The 17,033-nt window shown below is 65.2% G+C and carries 18 protein-coding genes and 3 pseudogenes; 15 read left to right on the plus strand and 6 right to left on the minus strand.

The annotated features are described in order from the left end of the window. The first annotated feature begins 28 nt into the window (after window positions 1-28). From ALC15_RS24260 to ALC15_RS24275, 3 genes and pseudogenes are all read left to right on the plus strand, one after another. Window positions 29-895: a nucleotidyltransferase domain-containing protein gene (locus tag ALC15_RS24260; RefSeq protein WP_050629445.1), complete on the plus strand. Its 867-nt coding sequence runs from the start codon at window positions 29-31 to the stop codon at window positions 893-895. Next, window positions 895-1,763 (plus strand): annotated as a pseudogene (gene gluQRS, locus ALC15_RS24265) (tRNA glutamyl-Q(34) synthetase GluQRS). The gene ALC15_RS24260 and the pseudogene gluQRS overlap by 1 nt, the downstream one beginning before the upstream one ends. Before the next feature lie 319 nt (window positions 1,764-2,082). Next, window positions 2,083-3,480: an ATP-binding protein gene (locus ALC15_RS24275; protein ID WP_162240507.1), complete on the plus strand. Its 1,398-nt coding sequence runs from the start codon at window positions 2,083-2,085 to the stop codon at window positions 3,478-3,480. On the opposite strand, the gene ALC15_RS24280 is transcribed toward ALC15_RS24275, so the two are convergent. After that, a complete protein-coding gene (locus tag ALC15_RS24280; protein ID WP_050629448.1) occupies window positions 3,407-4,351 on the minus strand; it encodes a YihY/virulence factor BrkB family protein in 945 nt (314 codons plus the stop codon). The two genes, ALC15_RS24275 and ALC15_RS24280, sit on opposite strands and share 74 nt — an antisense overlap. Before the next feature lie 82 nt (window positions 4,352-4,433). Between ALC15_RS24280 and ALC15_RS24285 the strand changes: the two genes are divergently transcribed. The 5 genes and pseudogenes from ALC15_RS24285 (at window position 4,434) to ALC15_RS24305 (ending at window position 8,179) form a co-directional block, all read left to right on the plus strand. Further along, window positions 4,434-4,628: a twin transmembrane helix small protein gene (locus ALC15_RS24285; protein WP_050422790.1), complete on the plus strand. Its 195-nt coding sequence runs from the start codon at window positions 4,434-4,436 to the stop codon at window positions 4,626-4,628. Between the two features lie 32 nt (window positions 4,629-4,660). After that, window positions 4,661-5,233 carry a cob(I)yrinic acid a,c-diamide adenosyltransferase gene (locus ALC15_RS24290; RefSeq protein ID WP_050629449.1) on the plus strand — a complete coding sequence of 191 codons (573 nt, stop codon included), beginning with the start codon at window positions 4,661-4,663 and terminating at the stop codon, window positions 5,231-5,233. A 117-nt stretch (window positions 5,234-5,350) separates the two neighbouring features. Then, window positions 5,351-6,100, plus strand: coding sequence for an electron transfer flavoprotein subunit beta/FixA family protein (locus ALC15_RS24295; RefSeq protein ID WP_050629450.1), 750 nt, complete (start codon window positions 5,351-5,353; stop codon window positions 6,098-6,100). Further along, window positions 6,100-7,049: pseudogene (locus tag ALC15_RS24300) on the plus strand (electron transfer flavoprotein subunit alpha/FixB family protein). Before ALC15_RS24295 ends, ALC15_RS24300 begins: the two are co-directional and overlap by 1 nt. Before the next feature lie 248 nt (window positions 7,050-7,297). After that, on the plus strand, window positions 7,298-8,179 hold the full coding sequence (locus ALC15_RS24305) for a 3-hydroxybutyryl-CoA dehydrogenase (RefSeq protein ID WP_050629508.1): 882 nt from the start codon (window positions 7,298-7,300) through the stop codon (window positions 8,177-8,179). Window positions 8,180-8,190: 11 nt separating this feature from the next. Here ALC15_RS24305 and ALC15_RS47275 read toward each other — a convergent pair whose 3' ends face one another. Beyond that, window positions 8,191-8,316: a hypothetical protein gene (locus ALC15_RS47275; RefSeq protein WP_283806295.1), complete on the minus strand. Its 126-nt coding sequence runs from the start codon at window positions 8,314-8,316 to the stop codon at window positions 8,191-8,193. Next, window positions 8,313-9,533, minus strand: coding sequence for an aminotransferase class I/II-fold pyridoxal phosphate-dependent enzyme (locus tag ALC15_RS24310; protein WP_050629451.1), 1,221 nt, complete (start codon window positions 9,531-9,533; stop codon window positions 8,313-8,315). Before ALC15_RS24310 ends, ALC15_RS47275 begins: the two co-directional genes overlap by 4 nt. A 108-nt stretch (window positions 9,534-9,641) precedes the next feature. On the opposite strand from ALC15_RS24310, the gene ALC15_RS24315 reads away from it, so the two are divergent. After that, window positions 9,642-10,493: a LysR substrate-binding domain-containing protein gene (locus ALC15_RS24315; RefSeq protein ID WP_050629452.1), complete on the plus strand. Its 852-nt coding sequence runs from the start codon at window positions 9,642-9,644 to the stop codon at window positions 10,491-10,493. Window positions 10,494-10,500: 7 nt separating this feature from the next. On the opposite strand, the gene ALC15_RS24320 is transcribed toward ALC15_RS24315, so the two are convergent. After that, window positions 10,501-10,869, minus strand: a complete 369-nt coding sequence (locus ALC15_RS24320; protein ID WP_050629453.1) for a hypothetical protein — start codon at window positions 10,867-10,869, stop codon at window positions 10,501-10,503. A gap of 85 nt (window positions 10,870-10,954) precedes the next feature. On the opposite strand from ALC15_RS24320, the gene ALC15_RS24325 reads away from it, so the two are divergent. From ALC15_RS24325 to ALC15_RS24335, 3 genes are all read left to right on the plus strand, one after another. Continuing rightward, window positions 10,955-11,530 carry a DUF2975 domain-containing protein gene (locus ALC15_RS24325; RefSeq protein ID WP_050629454.1) on the plus strand — a complete coding sequence of 192 codons (576 nt, stop codon included), beginning with the start codon at window positions 10,955-10,957 and terminating at the stop codon, window positions 11,528-11,530. 10 nt (window positions 11,531-11,540) lie between these two features. Further along, window positions 11,541-11,759: a helix-turn-helix domain-containing protein gene (locus ALC15_RS24330; protein WP_021079458.1), complete on the plus strand. Its 219-nt coding sequence runs from the start codon at window positions 11,541-11,543 to the stop codon at window positions 11,757-11,759. A gap of 68 nt (window positions 11,760-11,827) precedes the next feature. Next, window positions 11,828-12,016 (plus strand): putative motility protein, encoded by a 189-nt coding sequence (locus tag ALC15_RS24335; protein ID WP_050629455.1) that lies wholly within the window; start codon window positions 11,828-11,830, stop codon window positions 12,014-12,016. Here the strand turns inward: ALC15_RS24335 and tlpA are convergent, their stop codons facing one another. Next, on the minus strand, window positions 12,017-12,697 hold the full coding sequence (gene tlpA, locus ALC15_RS24340; RefSeq protein WP_050629509.1) for a thiol:disulfide interchange protein TlpA: 681 nt from the start codon (window positions 12,695-12,697) through the stop codon (window positions 12,017-12,019). A gap of 128 nt (window positions 12,698-12,825) precedes the next feature. Between tlpA and argH the strand changes: the two genes are divergently transcribed. The 3 genes and pseudogenes from argH to lysA all read left to right on the plus strand — a co-directional run bounded on the left by argH (window position 12,826) and on the right by lysA (window position 15,922). Continuing rightward, window positions 12,826-14,223, plus strand: a complete 1,398-nt coding sequence (gene argH / locus ALC15_RS24345; protein WP_050629456.1) for an argininosuccinate lyase — start codon at window positions 12,826-12,828, stop codon at window positions 14,221-14,223. Between the two features lie 92 nt (window positions 14,224-14,315). Next, window positions 14,316-14,585 carry an LPS translocon maturation chaperone LptM gene (gene lptM, locus ALC15_RS24350; RefSeq protein WP_050629457.1) on the plus strand — a complete coding sequence of 90 codons (270 nt, stop codon included), beginning with the start codon at window positions 14,316-14,318 and terminating at the stop codon, window positions 14,583-14,585. A 72-nt stretch (window positions 14,586-14,657) separates the two neighbouring features. Beyond that, window positions 14,658-15,922 (plus strand): annotated as a pseudogene (gene lysA / locus ALC15_RS24355) (diaminopimelate decarboxylase). Window positions 15,923-16,097: 175 nt separating this feature from the next. On the opposite strand, the gene ALC15_RS24360 reads toward lysA, so the two are convergent. Then, window positions 16,098-17,009 (minus strand): NAD(P)-dependent oxidoreductase, encoded by a 912-nt coding sequence (locus tag ALC15_RS24360; RefSeq protein WP_050629458.1) that lies wholly within the window; start codon window positions 17,007-17,009, stop codon window positions 16,098-16,100. Window positions 17,010-17,033 lie beyond the last annotated feature (24 nt).

Here is a 17,033-nt window from a genome sequence, read left to right on the forward strand (position 1 = left end):
CAACTTCCCTTGATTTCGGAAGTACTCGATGAGTTTGAGAAGCATTCCTGCCGATATGGATGCAGGGAAGGTCGCCTCGATCGACGCGATGCTCGATCGCATCGCCGATGAACACCGGGTCTTCTTGCCGCTGGCTGTCGAGAGCGGAAGCCGGGCGTGGGGATTTGCCTCTCCTGACAGTGACTACGATTGCCGCTTCGTGTACGTCCGCCGCACTATCGATCATATTACGGTCTGGCCCGTACGGGACGTGATCGAACTCCCGCTGGAGGGCGATCTCGATGCCAATGGCTGGGATTTGCGCAAGGCGCTTCAACTGCTGCTGAAAGGCAATGCGGTCATCGTGGAGTGGCTTTGCTCTCCCGTGGTCTATCGGGGCCAGGCTTGGTTTCGCGATGCTTTCCTTGAATTTGCGCGCCGTGCGGCGAGCCGGGAGGCGATCTGCCGCCACTACCTGCACCTCGGGGAGCGCCAGCGACGGGTTTATTTCGGTGATGAGAGCAGCGTTCCGCAAAAGAAGGTTTTTTATGCGCTGCGGCCGGCGGCGGTGTTGCGCTGGCTGCGGATGCATCCGACCGAAGCCGTTGCGCCGATGCATTTCCCCACCCTGATGGTGGAATGCGACCCCCCTGCCGAGTTACGGGAGGAAGTCCGCGATCTCATGCAGCGCAAGGCCGTCACGCACGAACTCGGCGCCACGCCCCTGTCGCGGGCTGTTGCCGGCTTCATCGATTCGGAGTTCGAGATTGCGCGCAGCGCATTTGAGGATGGCTCGGCAGACGCGTCCGAGGAGATGATATCGGAGGCGCAGCACTTTTACCGCATGGTTATCGAACGGTTGGAACTGGGGCCAGATTTTGTACCGGGCGCGTCGCGCCGCGCGGGATCGCCTTGATGCCACCCGTTTTCCGTTTCGCACCGAGTCCGAACGGCTATCTGCATCTCGGCCACGCCTATTCGGCCTTGCTCAACCATGACCTCGCACGGCAGACGGGCGGGCGCTTCCTGCTGCGGATCGAGGACATCGATGCGACGCGCTGCCGACCGGAGTTGAGCAGGCGATCTACGAAGATCTCGCCTGGCTCGGCATCGCCTGGGAGACCCCGGTGCGGCGGCAGTCCGAGCATTTTGCCGCCTATCGCGCGGCGATCGACCGGTTGTCCGCGCAGGGGCTGGTCTATCCGAGCTTCGAGAGCCGCGCCGAGATCGCGCGGCTGGTCGCCGAACGCGAGGCCGGTGGCGGCTGGCCGCGCGATCCCGACGGTGCGCCGCTTTATCCGGGGGCGGCGAAATCGCTGTCGGCCGGGCAGCGCGACCGGCTGATCGGGCACGGCGCGCCGTTCGCGTTGCGGCTCGATATGGCCGCGGCCTGCGCGGGGGCCGGTGGCCTGCACTGGCGGGAAGCGGGCGAGGGGCCGGCCGGCGAGAGCGGCGAGGTCGCGGCCCGGCTCGAGGCCTGGGGCGACGTGATCCTGGCCCGCAAGGAGACCCCGACCAGCTATCATCTCTCGGTCGTGATCGACGATGCCCTGCAGGGCGTCACCGATGTGGTCAGGGGCGTTGACCTGTTCTGGTCGACCAGCGTGCATCGTCTGCTACAGGCGCTGCTCGGCCTGCCCGCACCGGCCTACCGGCACCATGCGCTGGTCCTCGACGCGACGGGTCAAAAACTGTCCAAATCCACCCGCGCGACCGGGCTGCGCGAATTGCGGGATGCGGGGGCGAGCCCCGCCGACATCCGCCGTCTGGTCGGTCTGGAGTAGTCCTCGACTGACGTGCTGCGCTCCTCTCCCTCTGGTGGAGGCGATGGGGCTTGCGTGTTTTCGGAATAATAGAAAAATATCCCCGAATTGCCCGACAAGTCAAGTTGCGGCGTCAGGCGCCGGCGCGGCCGCCGCCTCCTTTGCATGGGGTTGTTTTCGACATTTTGGCTGGAGGTGCGCGCTGTTCTTGCAAGGGAGGGCGCCGCAAGTGGATGGACCGCTTACCATCATCCTGATTTGCCTTGGCTCCTCCCAAACAGCGCCGTGACTCTGCCACTGCTGGCATGCCATGTTGCCTCCGGGGCGGGGTCACGAGATCATGGCGGCATCATCGCGCGGACGGCGCAGCAAGCGGCGAGCAAAGGGCGCGCCGTCGACGACCCGCGCCGCCGACACCCGCAAGGCCAAGACTCGCAAGTCCAAGACTCCCAAGTCCAAGACTCCCAAGTCCAAGACTCCCAAGTCCAAGACCCGCAAGCCCAAGCCGGCGGCCAAGCCGCGCCACACGCGGCCCGCGCCAAAGACATCAGCCAAGTCCGGAGCCAGGTCCGGAGCCAAGTCCGGTCCCGGCATGGTCGAGACCGCACTCGCCGCCTTTGCCCATGAGGTACGGACCCCGCTGACCGGTATCCTCGCGATCAGCAACCTGCTCGCGACGTCGGAGCTCGGCGAGCGCGAGCGGCGCTGGGTCGACACCATCAGGGCCGGCGCCGAGCATCTGGCGAGCCTTGCGACCCTGTTCGTCGATGCTGCCCGCAGCGAGGGGCCGGGGCTCGAGATCCGGCAGGACTTCTTCGACCTGCACACGCTGGCGCGCCACGCCGGCGATTCGCTGGCCGGCCGGGCGGCAGCCAAGGGACTGCGGGCCACGATCGAGATCTCCGCCGAGCTGCCCGCCTTCGCGGTCGGCGATCCCGTGCGCCTGCGCGCGGCGCTGGAAAACCTGATCGACAACGCCGTCAAGTTCACCGAGCAGGGCAGCATCGAGCTGCGCGTGACGCCGGTGCCTGCGGCTAAGAACGCGGCGAAGCGACGGGCGGACGGCAGGGTCGGCGTTGCCTTTGCCATCGCCGACAGCGGCATCGGCCTGACGCTGTCGGAGGTCAAGCGCCTGTTCCGGCCGTTCTCGCAGGCCAACGTCTCGATCGCTGCGCGGTTCGGCGGCTCCGGGCTCGGCCTGTCCTCGGTCAAGCAGCTTGCGCGCGCCATGGGCGGCGACATCGTCGTGGCCCAGCGCTCAGGCGGCGGCACGGTCTTCACGCTCAACGTGGTGCTGGTTTCAGCCGAAGGCACGACCGGCGCGCCCGCGGGCGAAGGCACGGCGGCGCCGTCGTCGCAGGGGCTGCGGCTGCTCAGCGTCGAGGACAATCCGTTCGGCCGCGTCGTGCTCAACACCATCCTGACGGAGCTCGGTCACCATGCCGAATTCATCGGTCAGGGCGAGGGCGCGGCCGACAGGCTCGGACAGGGTGCCTTCGACGCAGTGCTGATGGACATGGTGCTGCCCGGCATCAGCGGAGTCGAAGCCATCAGGCGCATCCGCGCACTGCCGCCGCCGCGTGGCCGGATCGTGATCGTCGGGATCTCCGGCCGTGCAGAGGACGAGGCCGCCGCGCGTGCCGCCGGCGCCGACGCCTTTTTGGTCAAGCCTGTTTCTCCGCGGGCACTCGCAACTGCGCTGCATGAAGCGACACGCCGCGCGGCAGCCGCGACTTGATGATCGCGGCGTTGAGTTCGCCGCCGAACACGAAGATCGCGGCGATGAAATACATGAACACCAGCGCGATCACCACCGAGGCGAGCCCCGCATACATCGTGACGTAGTTGTTGGCGAAGCGCGCCAGGTACATGCCGAAGCCGATGCCCGAGATCAGCGACGCCACCATCGTGAAGATGATGCCGGGCAGGATCTGGGTGAAGCCGCGGCGCCCTGCCGGCAGCCAGGCATGCAGGATGAACAGCGCGACGACCAGCGCCAGGATCGTGACGCCGTAGCGGGCGATGTTGAGCAGGCTCTCGTTGGATTCGACGAAGAACGGGATGTAGCGCCGCGCCGCCTCGATGATCAGCGGTCCGAGCACGATCAGGAACGCCATTGCAAGCGAGGTGAACGCTGCGACCAGCGTGTAGCCGATCGATTCCAGCCGCAGCCAGTACCAGCGCCGCGGCTCGATCACGGCATAGGCGCGGTTCAGCGCCACCCGCAGCGCCTCGACGCCGTTGGATGCGAAGTACACCGCGAGCACCGCGCCGATGGTCAGGATGTCGCCGCGGGTGTTGGTCAGCACGTCGTGGATCTGGCCGGACAGCGCCTCGGCGACCTGATCCGGCCAGACCTGGAGCAGCAGCCCGACCGCCTGGTCCGCGAGCTCCTTGGAGCCGAAGAAGCCGGCCAGCGACGTCAGCACGATCAGGAACGGAAACAGCGCCATCAGGGTCGACAGCGCGATGTGGCTTGAGATCGCCCAGCCGTCATCGGCGAGGAACGTGTAAAAGGCATCCATCACGACGTGGGTGACGTAACGAAGCTGCTTCACATTCCACCCGGCATTGTCGAAAACGGCTCGGTCCGAGAACGGACCCAGCATCTGATATTACGCACTGAAAAGCCAGTTGGTTGCATCGGTCGCCTGTGTGGAAGTCCGCGTCACGCGGTGTTATGTACCGCAGATGACATCTCTTCTCAGCACGATCATTCTTCCCATCGCAGTCGGCGCTGTCGCGCTGGTGCTCCTGCTCGGCCTCGTCAATATGATGAAGGGCGGCTCGCCGAACACATCGCAGAAGCTGATGCGGCTGCGCGTGCTGCTGCAGTTCGTCGCCATCGTCATCGCGATGCTCGCGGTGTGGGCGATGGGGCGATAACAGCGAAGTGCAAATCTTAGGAGATCACGGCCATGGTCGTTCTCAATCGGATCTACACGCGCACCGGCGATGACGGCACCACCGCGCTCGGCTCCGGCGAGCGGCGGCCGAAATACGATCTGCGCGTCGCCGCCTACGGCACGGTCGACGAGACCAACGCCGCGATCGGCGTGGTGCGGCTGCATCTGGCCGATCGTCCCGAGGTCGATGCGATGCTCGGCCGGATCCAGAACGATCTGTTCGATCTCGGCGCCGACCTTGCGGTGCCGGAGCGCGAGGGCAAGGCCGAACGCCTGCGCGTGCTGACGAGCCAGGTCGAGCGCCTCGAGCACGACATCGACAGCCTGAACGATCAGCTCGCGCCGCTGACCTCGTTCGTGCTGCCCGGCGGCACGCCTGCCGCTGCATATCTGCATCTCGCCCGGACGATATGTCGCCGCGCGGAACGGATGATGGTGGAACTCGCCGCCCGGCCCGACGAGCCGGTCAATCAAGCTGGCATCCAGTATATGAACCGCCTGTCGGATTTCCTGTTCGTTGCCAGCCGCTTCCAGAACAATAAGGGGGCGGGCGACGTGTTGTGGGTACCGGGCCAGAACCGTTAGACTGGCTCAAAACCGGGTGACGGTTTTTTGGCTTTGGCGCGTTGACCGGGGGAAACGGGACCTTTAGGTTCCGCGCCAGCCAACCGAAACCCATAAAATCAAAGCGAAAGAGGATCGATGAAGGTTCTTGTGCCGGTAAAGCGGGTCGTCGACTACAACGTCAAGGTCCGCGTCAAGAGTGACGGGACGGGCGTGGAGCTCGCCAACGTCAAGATGTCGATGAACCCGTTCGACGAAATCGCCGTCGAGGAAGCACTGCGGCTGAAGGAAGCCGGCAAGGCGACCGAAGTGGTGGTGGTGTCGATCGGACCCGCGCAGGCCTCCGAGACCATTCGCACCGCCCTTGCGATGGGCGCCGACCGCGGCATCCTGGTCAAGGCCGAAGGCAATGTCGAACCGCTCGGTGTCGCCAAGATCCTGAAGGCGGTGGTCGAGGCGGAGCAGCCCGGCCTCGTTATTCTCGGCAAGCAGGCGATCGACGACGATTCGAACCAGACCGGCCAGATGCTGGCCGCGCTGCTCGGCTGGTCGCAGGCGACCTTCGCTTCCAAGCTCGAAGTCGAAGGAAGCGACTTCAAGGTCACGCGCGAAGTCGACGGCGGCCTGCAGACCATCAAGCTCAAGGGCCCGGCGATCGTCACAACTGACCTCCGCCTCAACGAGCCGCGCTATGCGTCGCTGCCCAACATCATGAAGGCGAAGAAGAAGCCGATCGACGACAAGAGCGTCGCTGACTACGGCGTTGATGTGACGCCGCGTCTGGAAGTGCTGAAGACCGCGGAACCGGCAGGCCGCAAGGCGGGCGTCAAGGTCAAGGACGTCGCCGAACTCGTGAACAAGCTCAAGACCGAAGCCGGGGTTCTCTGATGACGACGCTGTTGATTGCTGAACACGACCACGAGACCCTGAAGGACTCGACCAACAAAGCGCTGACCGCGGCGAGCCAGCTCGGCGGCGACGTGCATGTGCTGGTTGCCGGTGGCGGCCAGGGCACCAAGCGGCGGCGGAAGCAGCCGCCAAGCTCGCCGGCGTCAGCAAGGTGCTGGTGGCCGAAGGCCCCGCCTATGAGCACGACCTTGCCGAGCCGCTGGCTGCGCTGATCGTCGCGCTGGCGCCCGGCTACGACGCCTTCGTCGCGCCCGCGACCTCGCGCTTCAAGAACGTGATGCCGCGCGTCGCAGCGCTGCTCGACGTCATGCAGGTCTCCGAGATCATCAAGGTCGTCGCGCCCGACACCTATGAGCGGCCGATCTATGCCGGCAACGCGATCCAGACCGTGAAGTCGAAGGACGCCAAGAGGGTGATCACGGTCCGCACCTCGACCTTTGCCGCAGCCGGCGAAGGCGGCAGCGCGGCGATCGAGAACGCCGCATCGGCCGCCGATCCGGGTCTGTCCACGTTCGTCGGCGAGGAGGTCGCCAAGAGCGACCGTCCGGAACTGACCTCGGCCAAGATCATCGTCTCGGGTGGCCGCGCCATGCAGAGCCGCGAGAACTTCGCCAAGTACATCGAGCCGCTCGCCGACAAGCTCGGTGCCGGCGTCGGCGCCTCGCGCGCCGCGGTCGATGCCGGCTATGCGCCGAACGACTGGCAGGTCGGCCAGACCGGCAAGGTGGTGGCCCCGGAACTCTATGTCGCGGTCGGCATCTCGGGCGCGATCCAGCATCTGGCCGGCATGAAGGACTCCAAGGTGATCGTCGCCATCAACAAGGATGAAGACGCGCCGATCTTCCAGGTCGCCGATTATGGCCTGGTTGCCGACCTCTACCAGGCGGTTCCGGAGCTCACCGAAGCGCTCGGCAAGCTCGGAAAGTAACCGACAAGACACCGGCCGGATGGGTAAGCTCCGGCCGGTGTTATGATTTTCGAGGCAATGATCTGGAAACGTTTTTCCGGAAGGATCGTGCCCGACAGGGGGAAATGGGATCGGGATGTGATGACCTGTCATCACATCATGGTCCCGGGAAGCGTTTTCCGGCGGATTGGGCAACCCGGAAGGCTGCACTTCGGGTATCGTTGGGATTGGGCAGGCGCGACATGCGCGCCGTTCCGGTGGATGACAAGATGACGGTGGCAATCAAAAAGGTCGGCGTGATCGGTTCGGGCCAGATGGGCAATGGCATTGCTCACGTGGCGGCGCTGGCCGGCTTCGACGTGGTGCTCAACGACGTGTCCGGCGACCGGCTGAAGTCGGCGCTGGCGACCATCAACGGCAATCTGACCCGCCAGGTCGCCAAGAAGGCGATCAGCGAGACCGAGCGCAAGCAGGCGCTCGACCGCATCACCTCCGCCGAGACGATCGATGCGCTGGCCGACTGCGATCTCGTGATCGAGACCGCGATCGAGAAAGAAGAGACCAAGCGCAAGATCTTCCACGACGTCTGCGCGGTGCTGAAGCCGGACGCGATCGTCGCGACCAACTCGTCGTCGATCTCGATCACGCGGCTCGCCGCCTCGACCGACCGCCCGGAGAAATTCATCGGCATTCATTTCATGAATCCGGTGCCGGCAATGGAGCTGGTCGAGCTGATCCGCGGCATCGCCACCGACGACACGACCTTCGACACCGCCAAGGCGTTCGTCGCCAAGCTCGGCAAGCAGGTCGCGGTGTCGGAAGATTTCCCCGCCTTCATCGTCAACCGCATCCTGCTGCCGATGATCAACGAGGCGATTTACACGCTGTATGAAGGCGTCGGCAACGTCGAGGCGATCGACGCCGCGATGAAGCTCGGCGCGCACCATCCGATGGGCCCGCTCGAGCTCGCCGATTTCATCGGCCTCGACACCTGCCTGTCGATCATGCAGGTGCTGCACGAGGGGCTGGCCGACTCCAAGTACCGGCCGTGCCCGCTGCTAGTGAAATATGTCGAAGCCGGCTGGCTCGGACGCAAGAGCCAGCGCGGTTTCTACGACTATCGCGGCGACAAGCCGATCCCGACCCGGTAATCAACGCGCCTTCAGATCAGTGCCCGCAGCAGCGCAAGCGTCGCGGGCACGAGACTGACAACCATCGTCACACCCGTTCCAAGCCCGAGCAGATGCGCCGTCAGCGCGAGCCGCTGGCTCTGCGCATGAGGTGTCATTGCAGTGCCTCGCAGGCGCGCTTCAGCCGCCTCGCGGCTTCCTCGATGGTCGATGATGGGTTGGCGAAGCTGATGCGGACATAGGGCGACAGCCCGAGATCCTCGCCGGGAAACACCACGACGTCCGCTTCCTCGAGCAGATAAGTCGAGAAGTCTCGGTCGGTCTCGATCACCTTGCCGTCAGGCGAGCGCTTGCCGATCACGCCGGCGCAGTTGACCAGCAGATAGAACGTGCCTTCCGGCGGCGTGCAGGAGAGCCCGGCGCATCCGTTCACGAGTTCGGCAAAGCGATCGCGCCGCGCGCGAAGGATGGCGGCGCGCTCGAGCAGCACATCCTGCGCGCCATCGAGCGCGGCGACCGCGGCAGCCTGGCTGATCGACGATGCGCCGGACGTGGTCTGCGACTGGATCGCGATCATCGCGCGGATCAGCGCCGCTGGTCCGGCGGCATAACCGATCCGCCATCCCATCATCGCGTAGGACTTGGCGAGGCCGCTGACGGTCAGTGTCCGCGGCTTCAGGCGCGGCGCGATGTTCGCAAGCGTCGGCGCAGGCACGCCGCCGAACACGATGTGCTCGTAGAGCCCGTCGGCCAGCACAAAGATGTCCGGATGCTTCAACAGCACCGCGGCGATCTCGGTGAGATCTTCGGGAGAATACAGCGCACCGGAGGGATTGACCGGGTTGTTGATCACGATCCAGCGCGTCCGCGCCGAGATCGCCGCCTGCAGATCCTCGGCACGCAGCTTGAAGCCGTTGTTCTGCACGCACGGCATGACGACGGGCGTGCCGCCCGAAAGCCGCACCTGGTCGAGATAGGGCGCCCAATAGGGCGCGGGGATGATCACCTCGTCGTCAGGTCCCAGCGTCGCCAGTAGCGCATTGAACAGCGCCTGGGTCGAGCCATTGGTGATGACGATCTCATCCAGCCCATAGTCGAGATGATGGTCGCGCCGAAGCGCGGCCTGCACCGCTCGCTTCAGCTCCGGCGTGCCGTCGACATCGGTGTAACGGGTCTCGCCGCGCAAAGCCGCGTCATGCGCCGCCGCGATCACATGGTCAGGCGTCGGGAAATCCAGATTGCCCGACGACAGCTCGATGATGTCGCGTCCGGCGGCGCGCAGCTCGCGGGCGCGCCGACGCAGCACCGATGCGGGCGATGCCTTGATGCCGCTCATGCGCGGCGAGAGGGTTGGGATGGCTGACGCAAGCGCCATAGCGGTCTCCTGAGGTCGAATTGTCTCCGACCCAACCTAGGAGCTTCTTGATCATTGAAAAATCATATGGAATGATATTTCAATGATATCATTTTTAAATGTAGCTCCATGAAGGCGCTCGATGTCGAGGCGGTGCAGGCCTTTGTCCTGGTCGCCGACCTCAGCAGTTTCACCCGCGCGGCGCAGGTCATGGAGACCACACAGTCGGCGGTCAGCCTGAAGATCAGGCGGCTGGAAGACGGGCTCGGACGGCGGCTGCTGGAGCGAACGCCGCGGCTGGTCCGGCTGTCCGCCGAGGGCGCCGCCTTCCTAGGCGCGGCGCGCAACCTGGTCGCCGCGCATCAATCGGCGATCGGCTCGTTTGCAGTCGAGCATCGGCGCCTGGTCGTCGGCATCAGCCATCACATCGTCGGATCGGAGCTGGCCTCGCTGTTGAAGCGGATGAACGCCACCGATCCGGGGCTGGTGATCCAGCTGCATGTCGATACGTCACGCGCGGTGCTCGGCGCATTCGACGACGGCAAGCTCGATGCGGCGGTCGTGCTGCGTCATGACGCCAAACGTCGCGACGGCGACGTGCTGTTCGAGGAGCCGTTCGGCTGGATGGCTGCACCCGATTTTCATCATCGGCCTGGCGAGCCGCTGCGGCTCGCGACGCAAGCCGAGCCGTGCAGTGTGCGGGCCATGGCGGTCGAGGTCCTCGACGCTGCCGGCATCGCCTGGACCGAGGCGTTCGTCGGTGGCGGGCTATCGACCATCGGGGCCGCGATATCAGCTGGTCTCGCGGTTGCCGCGCTGGCGCGCCGGGTGGCGCCAGCCGATACCATCGACCTCGGGCCGCGGCTCGGCCTGCCGCCATTGCCGTCGCGCGACGTCATGCTGCACTCGAAACTGTCGGACGCGCGGACACGGCAGGCGCTGCGCACCCTCGGCGCAGCCTTCGCGGCGAACGCGGCCTAGACGTCCGTCATTCAGCCAAGCGACACCCGGCGCGCCTGAGCATGTCGCGGATGATCAGCGGCGTGGCCGGCGTCTCGGCTGCGGCGGTGGCGGGAGCAGTTGCGATCGCATCGCGGGCCTGCTGGGCGTCGAGCGTCAGCCGTCGGGTACAGGGCGGCAGGCCGCGCGCGGAATCCAGCAGCCAGCCGGCGGTTTCGCCCGACCCGGCCAGATACGCCGTCAACGTCTGGCGCGCGGTCGGATTGGTGGCGGCCTGATCCAGCATGGCCCTGACCTGCGCCACCGAGATCTGTCCGCGCGATGTCGAAGGCTGCGCCTGCGCGGCTGTCGCCAGTAAGAGAAGAGCGCAGATGGCGTGCGCCGGACGATCGAGCATGAGGTGGACCTTTCGAGGCATGTTGACTTGCAGATATTAATTATTGTAAAACAATAATATCAGGTCAACGGTCCCGAGGTCGAGCATGTCTGTGTCCCTCTCGTCAGAACTTTCCCGGTCGACACGGCCGGCCCGGCTCGCGCGCATCAGCGCGATCAGCCGCCTGCTTGCCTATGCCTGCACCGGCATCTCGTTCGTGCTCGCCGTGGGATTGCTGGCCTATTGGCTGGCGAGCCCGGATGAGGCGATCCTGCGCGATGCGGGGCTGACCGGCATTGCGTTCCATCCGATCGGCTGGCTGGTCCGCCTGATCGCTCTCGTGGTCTCGGCGCTGCCGCTGGCCGGTCTGATCTGGGGACTGTCGCGGGTGCGGCGCTGCTTCAATTCGTTCGCGGCGGGACGCTTCTTCACGGCGGATAATGTCGCGGGGTTGCGCGACCTCGCGATTGCGATGCTGGCCTCGACCGTGATGAAGCCGCTGATCGGCGCGTTGCTCTCGATCCTGCTGAGCTGGCAGACCTACGCGGTGGGGAAGTCCGTCGTCATCGCATTCGGCTCCGACACGCTGCTGGCGCTGTTGTTCGCGGGTCTGGTCGCGGTCACGGCCTGGGTGATGGCTGAAGCCAATGCGATCGCCGACGAGCACGCGCAATTCGTCTGAGGCGGTTGCGATGCCGATCCGGGTCCGCCTCAACGTGATGCTCGCCGAGCGCAACGTGAAATCGAAGGAGCTTGCTGAATATGTCGGGATCACCGAGGCCAATCTGTCCCTGCTCAAGCAGGGCAAGGTGAAGGGCGTCCGGTTCGACACGCTGGAGCGGATCTGCACCTATCTGAAGTGCCAGCCCGGCGACCTCCTGCGCCATGAAGACGACGATGCGTCAGCCTGACGCGGCGATCCGTTACCCAAGCATTAACTTTCGCGCGCTACCTAAGGTCGAACTTGGGAGTACCGCGTATGGACACGATGAGCATGGTCAGCAGCATCCTCTCGATGCAGCAGGGCAATCTGCAGGGTGAGATCGCGACCCGCGTGACCAAGCAGAACCTCGACGCGGAAAAGTTCGCGGTTCAGACCCTGCTCGGCAGCCCCTCTACCGCGAATCTGGCGCCCGGCGTCGGCGGCAACCTCAACGCCGTCGCCTGATCAGAAGCCGGCCGCGGCAGGCTGTAGAGCCGCCTTCACCAGCTTGATCGCATCGTCGCTCGCCCATTCGGCGGGGCCGGCGATATTGGCGATTTCGCAGCCCTTGCCGTCGACCAGCACCGAGGTCGGCATGCCCAGCGCCTTGCCTATGTTCTTAAGGTCCTGGAATACCTTGGCTTTCTGGTCGCTGAAATAGCCGAGATTGGTCAGATTGGCCTCTTTCAGGAAGTTTTTCGGCTTGTCCGGGTCGCGGGTGTCGATGTTGATCGCGACCACCTCGAAATCCTTGCCGCCGAGCTTGGTCTGCAGGCTGTCGAGCGCCGGCATTTCCTTGCGGCAGGGCACGCACCAGGTCGCCCACAGATTGACCAGCACGGTCTTGCCGCGCCAGTCCGACAGCTTCTTGGGCTGGCCGTTGGCGTCCTCGAAGGCGAGATCGGGCAGCCTCAAGGGGGTGGTCGCCATGGTCAGCGCCGCGACCTCGCCATGGGCCAGCGGGGCGATCTTCTTGGCCAGGTCCACCGCGCTGTTGCAGGCGACGTCGCCGCCCGCCGGATGCCTGAGGCCGGAGACCCCGACATAGCCGAGCACGGCTCCGACCAGCACGGCGCCGATCACCAGCGGGATGCGCCATTTGGCCGTCGGCTTGGCGGTCGGTTCGGACGGGGTCGTCTCGGGCATATCGTTTGTCATCCTGGGTCAGATATGGCTATGCAGTGCCGGGAATACGTTGGGAACCGCCATGCTGTTTCGCCGCCACGGCCAATGAAACAGCACGGCCTGAAATACAAATTCGTGAGCGAGATGTCATGAGCAACAAGATGTGGGGCGGCCGGTTCTCGGAGCGTCCTGACGCGATCATGGAGGAAATCAACGTCTCCATCGACGTCGACCGGCACCTCTATGCCCAGGACATTGCCGCGTCCAAGGCCCACGCCGCGATGCTCGCCGCGCAAGGCATCATCACGTCAGCTGATGCGAAAAATATCGGTAAAGGTCTAGACACGATTTTGTCAGAAATCGGCAAGGGCGATTTCGACTTCAAGCGCGCGCTCGAGGACATCCATATGAATGTCGAGTCGCGGCTGTCCGAGCTGATCGGGCCCGCGGCGGGCCGGCTGCATACCGCGCGCTCGCGCAACGACCAGGTCGCGACCGATTTCCGGCTCTATGTCCGCGATACCATCGACGAGGCAAACGCGGCGCTGGCTGCGTTCCAGCAGGCGCTGGTCACCCGCGCGCTGGAGCATGCCGGAACGGTGATGCCGGGCTTCACCCATCTGCAGACCGCGCAGCCGGTGACCTTCGGCCATCACCTGCTGGCCTATGTCGAGATGGCCGGCCGCGACCGTGGCCGCTTCACCGATGCGCGCAAGCGGCTGAACGAATCGCCGCTCGGCGCCGCGGCGCTCGCCGGCACCTCCTTTCCGATCGACCGCGCCGCGACGGCGAAGGCACTCGGCTTCGACCGGCCGATGGCCAACTCGCTCGACGCGGTATCGGACCGCGATTTCGTGCTCGAGACGCTGTCGGCGGCCGCGATCTGCGCGGTTCACATGTCGCGCTTCGCCGAGGAGATCGTGATCTGGACCTCGCCCCTGGTCGGTCTGGTCAAGCTCAGCGACAAGTTCACGACCGGCTCGTCGATCATGCCGCAGAAGCGCAATCCGGATGCGGCGGAACTCGTGCGCGCCAAGACCGGCCGCGTGATCGGCGCGCTCACCGCGCTCCTGATCGTGATGAAGGGCCTACCGCTCGCCTATCAAAAGGACATGCAGGAGGACAAGCAGGGCGCGATGGAGGCGTTCGAGGCGCTGTCGCTCGCGATCCGCGCCATGACCGGCATGGTCGAGGATCTGGTGCCTGATGAGGCGAAGATGAAGGCTGCGGCCGGCGAGGGCTACGCCACCGCCACCGACCTTGCCGACTGGCTGGTGCGCAGCCTGAAAATGCCGTTCCGCGATGCCCACCACGTTACCGGGCGGATCGTCGGCCTGGCCTCCAGCAAGGGCGTGGCACTGCACGAGCTGCCGCTTGCGGCCATGCAGGAGGTCGAACCGAAGATCACCGCCGACGCGCTCAAGGTGCTCAGCGTCGAATCCTCGGTGAAGAGCCGGACCTCGTTTGGCGGCACGGCGCCGAAGAATGTGATGGCGCAGGCCAAGGCCTGGGCCAAGCGGCTGGAAAAAGAGCGAAAATTGGGCTGAACCGCAAAATTTGGTCGTGATTTCTCAGGCCACCGCCTCTCGCCAGAGCACGCCAATGTTTGTATGGTGCCGCCCGAATTGGGGAATTCGTCGTGATTAGCAAGAACCGCCTGACCCCCTCGGGATGGGCCATGATTGTGCTGAGCGTGTCAGCGCTCGCGCTCGGCGGCTGCGGCCGCAAGGGACCGCTTGACCTGCCGCCGACCGCGAACGCCGCGCCGGGCGCAGCCGCGAGCGACACCGAGAGCGAGCGGGCGGCGCAGCCCAGCGTGTTCAATCCGACCTATGGCTCGGATGCCGCGCCGGCCGCGACGCGTGGCAATAAACGGCCCTTCGTCCTCGATCCGCTGCTCGGCAATTAATATCTCGAGCATGATGCGGAAAAGTGCGAAGCGGTTTTCCGAAGAGATCATGCTCAAACAATAAAGCGCGTCATGAATCATTTCGACTATCGCAACGGCGTGCTGCATGCCGAGGCGGTCAATCTCATTGAGCTCGCGGAAGCCGTCGGCACGCCGTTCTATTGCTATTCGACGGCGACGCTGGAGCGGCACTACCGCGTCTTCACCGAGCTTTCGCCGGCGAGAAGGCGCTGGTCTGCTACGCCATGAAGGCGAACTCCAATCAGTCGGTGCTGCGCACGCTGGCCAAGCTCGGCGCCGGCGCCGATGTGGTGTCCGGCGGTGAGTTGAAGCGGGCGCTGGCGGCCGGCATTCCGCCGTCGAAGATCGTATTCTCCGGCGTCGGCAAGACCGAAAGCGAGCTGCGCGCCGCACTCGCTACCGACATTCTCTGCATCAACATCGAGTCCGAGCCGGAGCTCGAAATGCTGTCGCGGCTGGCGGTCGAGATGAAGACCACGGCGCGGATCTCGGTGCGGGTCAATCCCGATGTCGATGCCGGCACTCACGCCAAGATTTCCACCGGCAAGTCGGAGAACAAGTTCGGCATTCCGATCGCCCGCGCCCGCGAGGTCTATGCCCGCGCGGCGAAGCTGCCGGGCATCAAGGTCACCGGCACCGACGTGCATATCGGCAGCCAGATCACCGATCTCGGTCCGCTTGAGGCGGCCTTCCGGCTGCTCGCCGAATTCGTGCAGACGCTGCGCGCCGACGGTCACGATATCTCGCATGTCGATTTCGGCGGCGGCCTTGGCATTCCCTATTACATGGACCGCGCCGCGCCGCCGGAACCCAGTGCCTATGCCGCGATGGTCAAGCGCGTCACGCACAATCTCGGTTGCACGCTGATGTTCGAGCCGGGCCGCATGATCGTCGGCAATGCCGGCATCCTGGTTGCCCGCGTGATCCATGTGAAGCCGGGCGATGCCAAGAACTTCGTCATCATCGACGCCGCGATGAACGATCTGATCCGGCCGACGCTGTATGAAGCGTATCACGACATCCTGCCCGTGCGGCAGCCGGCGCCTGATACGCCCACGATGGTCGCAGACGTGGTCGGCCCGGTCTGCGAGACCGGCGACTATCTTGCGCTCGACCGCGCGCTGCCGCAGCCGAAGGCCGGCGATCTCCTCGCGATCATGACCGCGGGCGCCTATGGCGCGGTGCAGTCCGGCACCTACAACACGCGGCCGCTGGTGCCGGAGGTGCTGGTCAAGGACGACCAGTACGCCGTCGTGCGCCCGCGCATCGACGTCGATGCGCTGATCGCGATGGACAAGCCGGCGCCGTGGCTGTGAGGCGCTGATGGCGCCTCACTAACGGTGTCGTCCCGGTGAAGGCCGGGACCATAACCACCGCACCTGATTGTCATGCCGAGCTGGAGCTCCAGCTCAGCTAAACCACAAACGCCTGTGGTTATGGGTCCCGGGTCGCGCTTTGCTTGCCCGGGACGACGTCTTTTTTTCACGGCGCTTACTTCGCGGCGTGACTACCGCCCTTGGCCCCGCCGACGATCACGCCCGCAGCCTTCTCGATCGGCTTGATCGCCGCGGTGAAATCCGACTCCGGTCCCTCGTCGCGGATGATGACCTCCCAGAGCCGGCCGACCGCTTCGGCGACTTCCATCGACAGCCCGAGCGCGCGCATCTCCTCGACGGCAAGGCGCACGTCCTTGACCATCAACCCGGTGGCGAAGCCGAAGTCGAAGCTGCGCGGCAAGACCGAGCGCGGAAACTTGTCGCGGCTCGCGGTGTTCAGCCCCGAGCCGGCATTGATGACGTCGATCATGACTGCGGGATCGAGCCCGGACTTCACGCCCATCACGACGGCCTCGGATGTTGCGACCATCGCGGTTGCGGACAGGAAGTTGTTGGCGAGCTTCATGGTCTGGCCGGAGCCGGGCTTGGTGCCGATGAAGAACACCTTGCCGATGACGTCGAGCGCGGATTTCACCAGCTCGAAATCGGCGCGCGGGCCCGACACCATCACCGCCAGCGTGCCCTTCTCGGCGCCTGACACGCCACCCGAAACCGGGCTGTCGATCTGCACGATGTTCTTGTTCGCCAGCAGATCGTGGATCTTCACGGCCATCCGCGAGCCGACGGTAGAGAGATCGATGAAGCGCTTGACACGCGTGCCCTCGATCACGCCGCCTGGGCCGGTCGCAACCTCGAGCGAGGCCTGCAGCGACGGCAGGCTCGCCATCACGGTCTCGACGCGGTCGGCGATGTCCTTCGGCGACGATGCCGCCGCAGCGCCGAGCGCAACCAGCCTGTCGAGCGCGTCCTTGCTGGTGTCGAACACGGTGAGCTTGTGGTCGGCCTCGATCAGCCGGCGTGCCATCGGGAAGCCCATCTTCCCGAGGCCGATGAATCCGATTTCCATGGGTCGTTTCCTTTTCTTTGTTAT

Origin of the sequence: Bradyrhizobium viridifuturi, assembly GCF_001238275.1 — a bacterium.
Taxonomy (GTDB): domain Bacteria; phylum Pseudomonadota; class Alphaproteobacteria; order Rhizobiales; family Xanthobacteraceae; genus Bradyrhizobium; species Bradyrhizobium viridifuturi.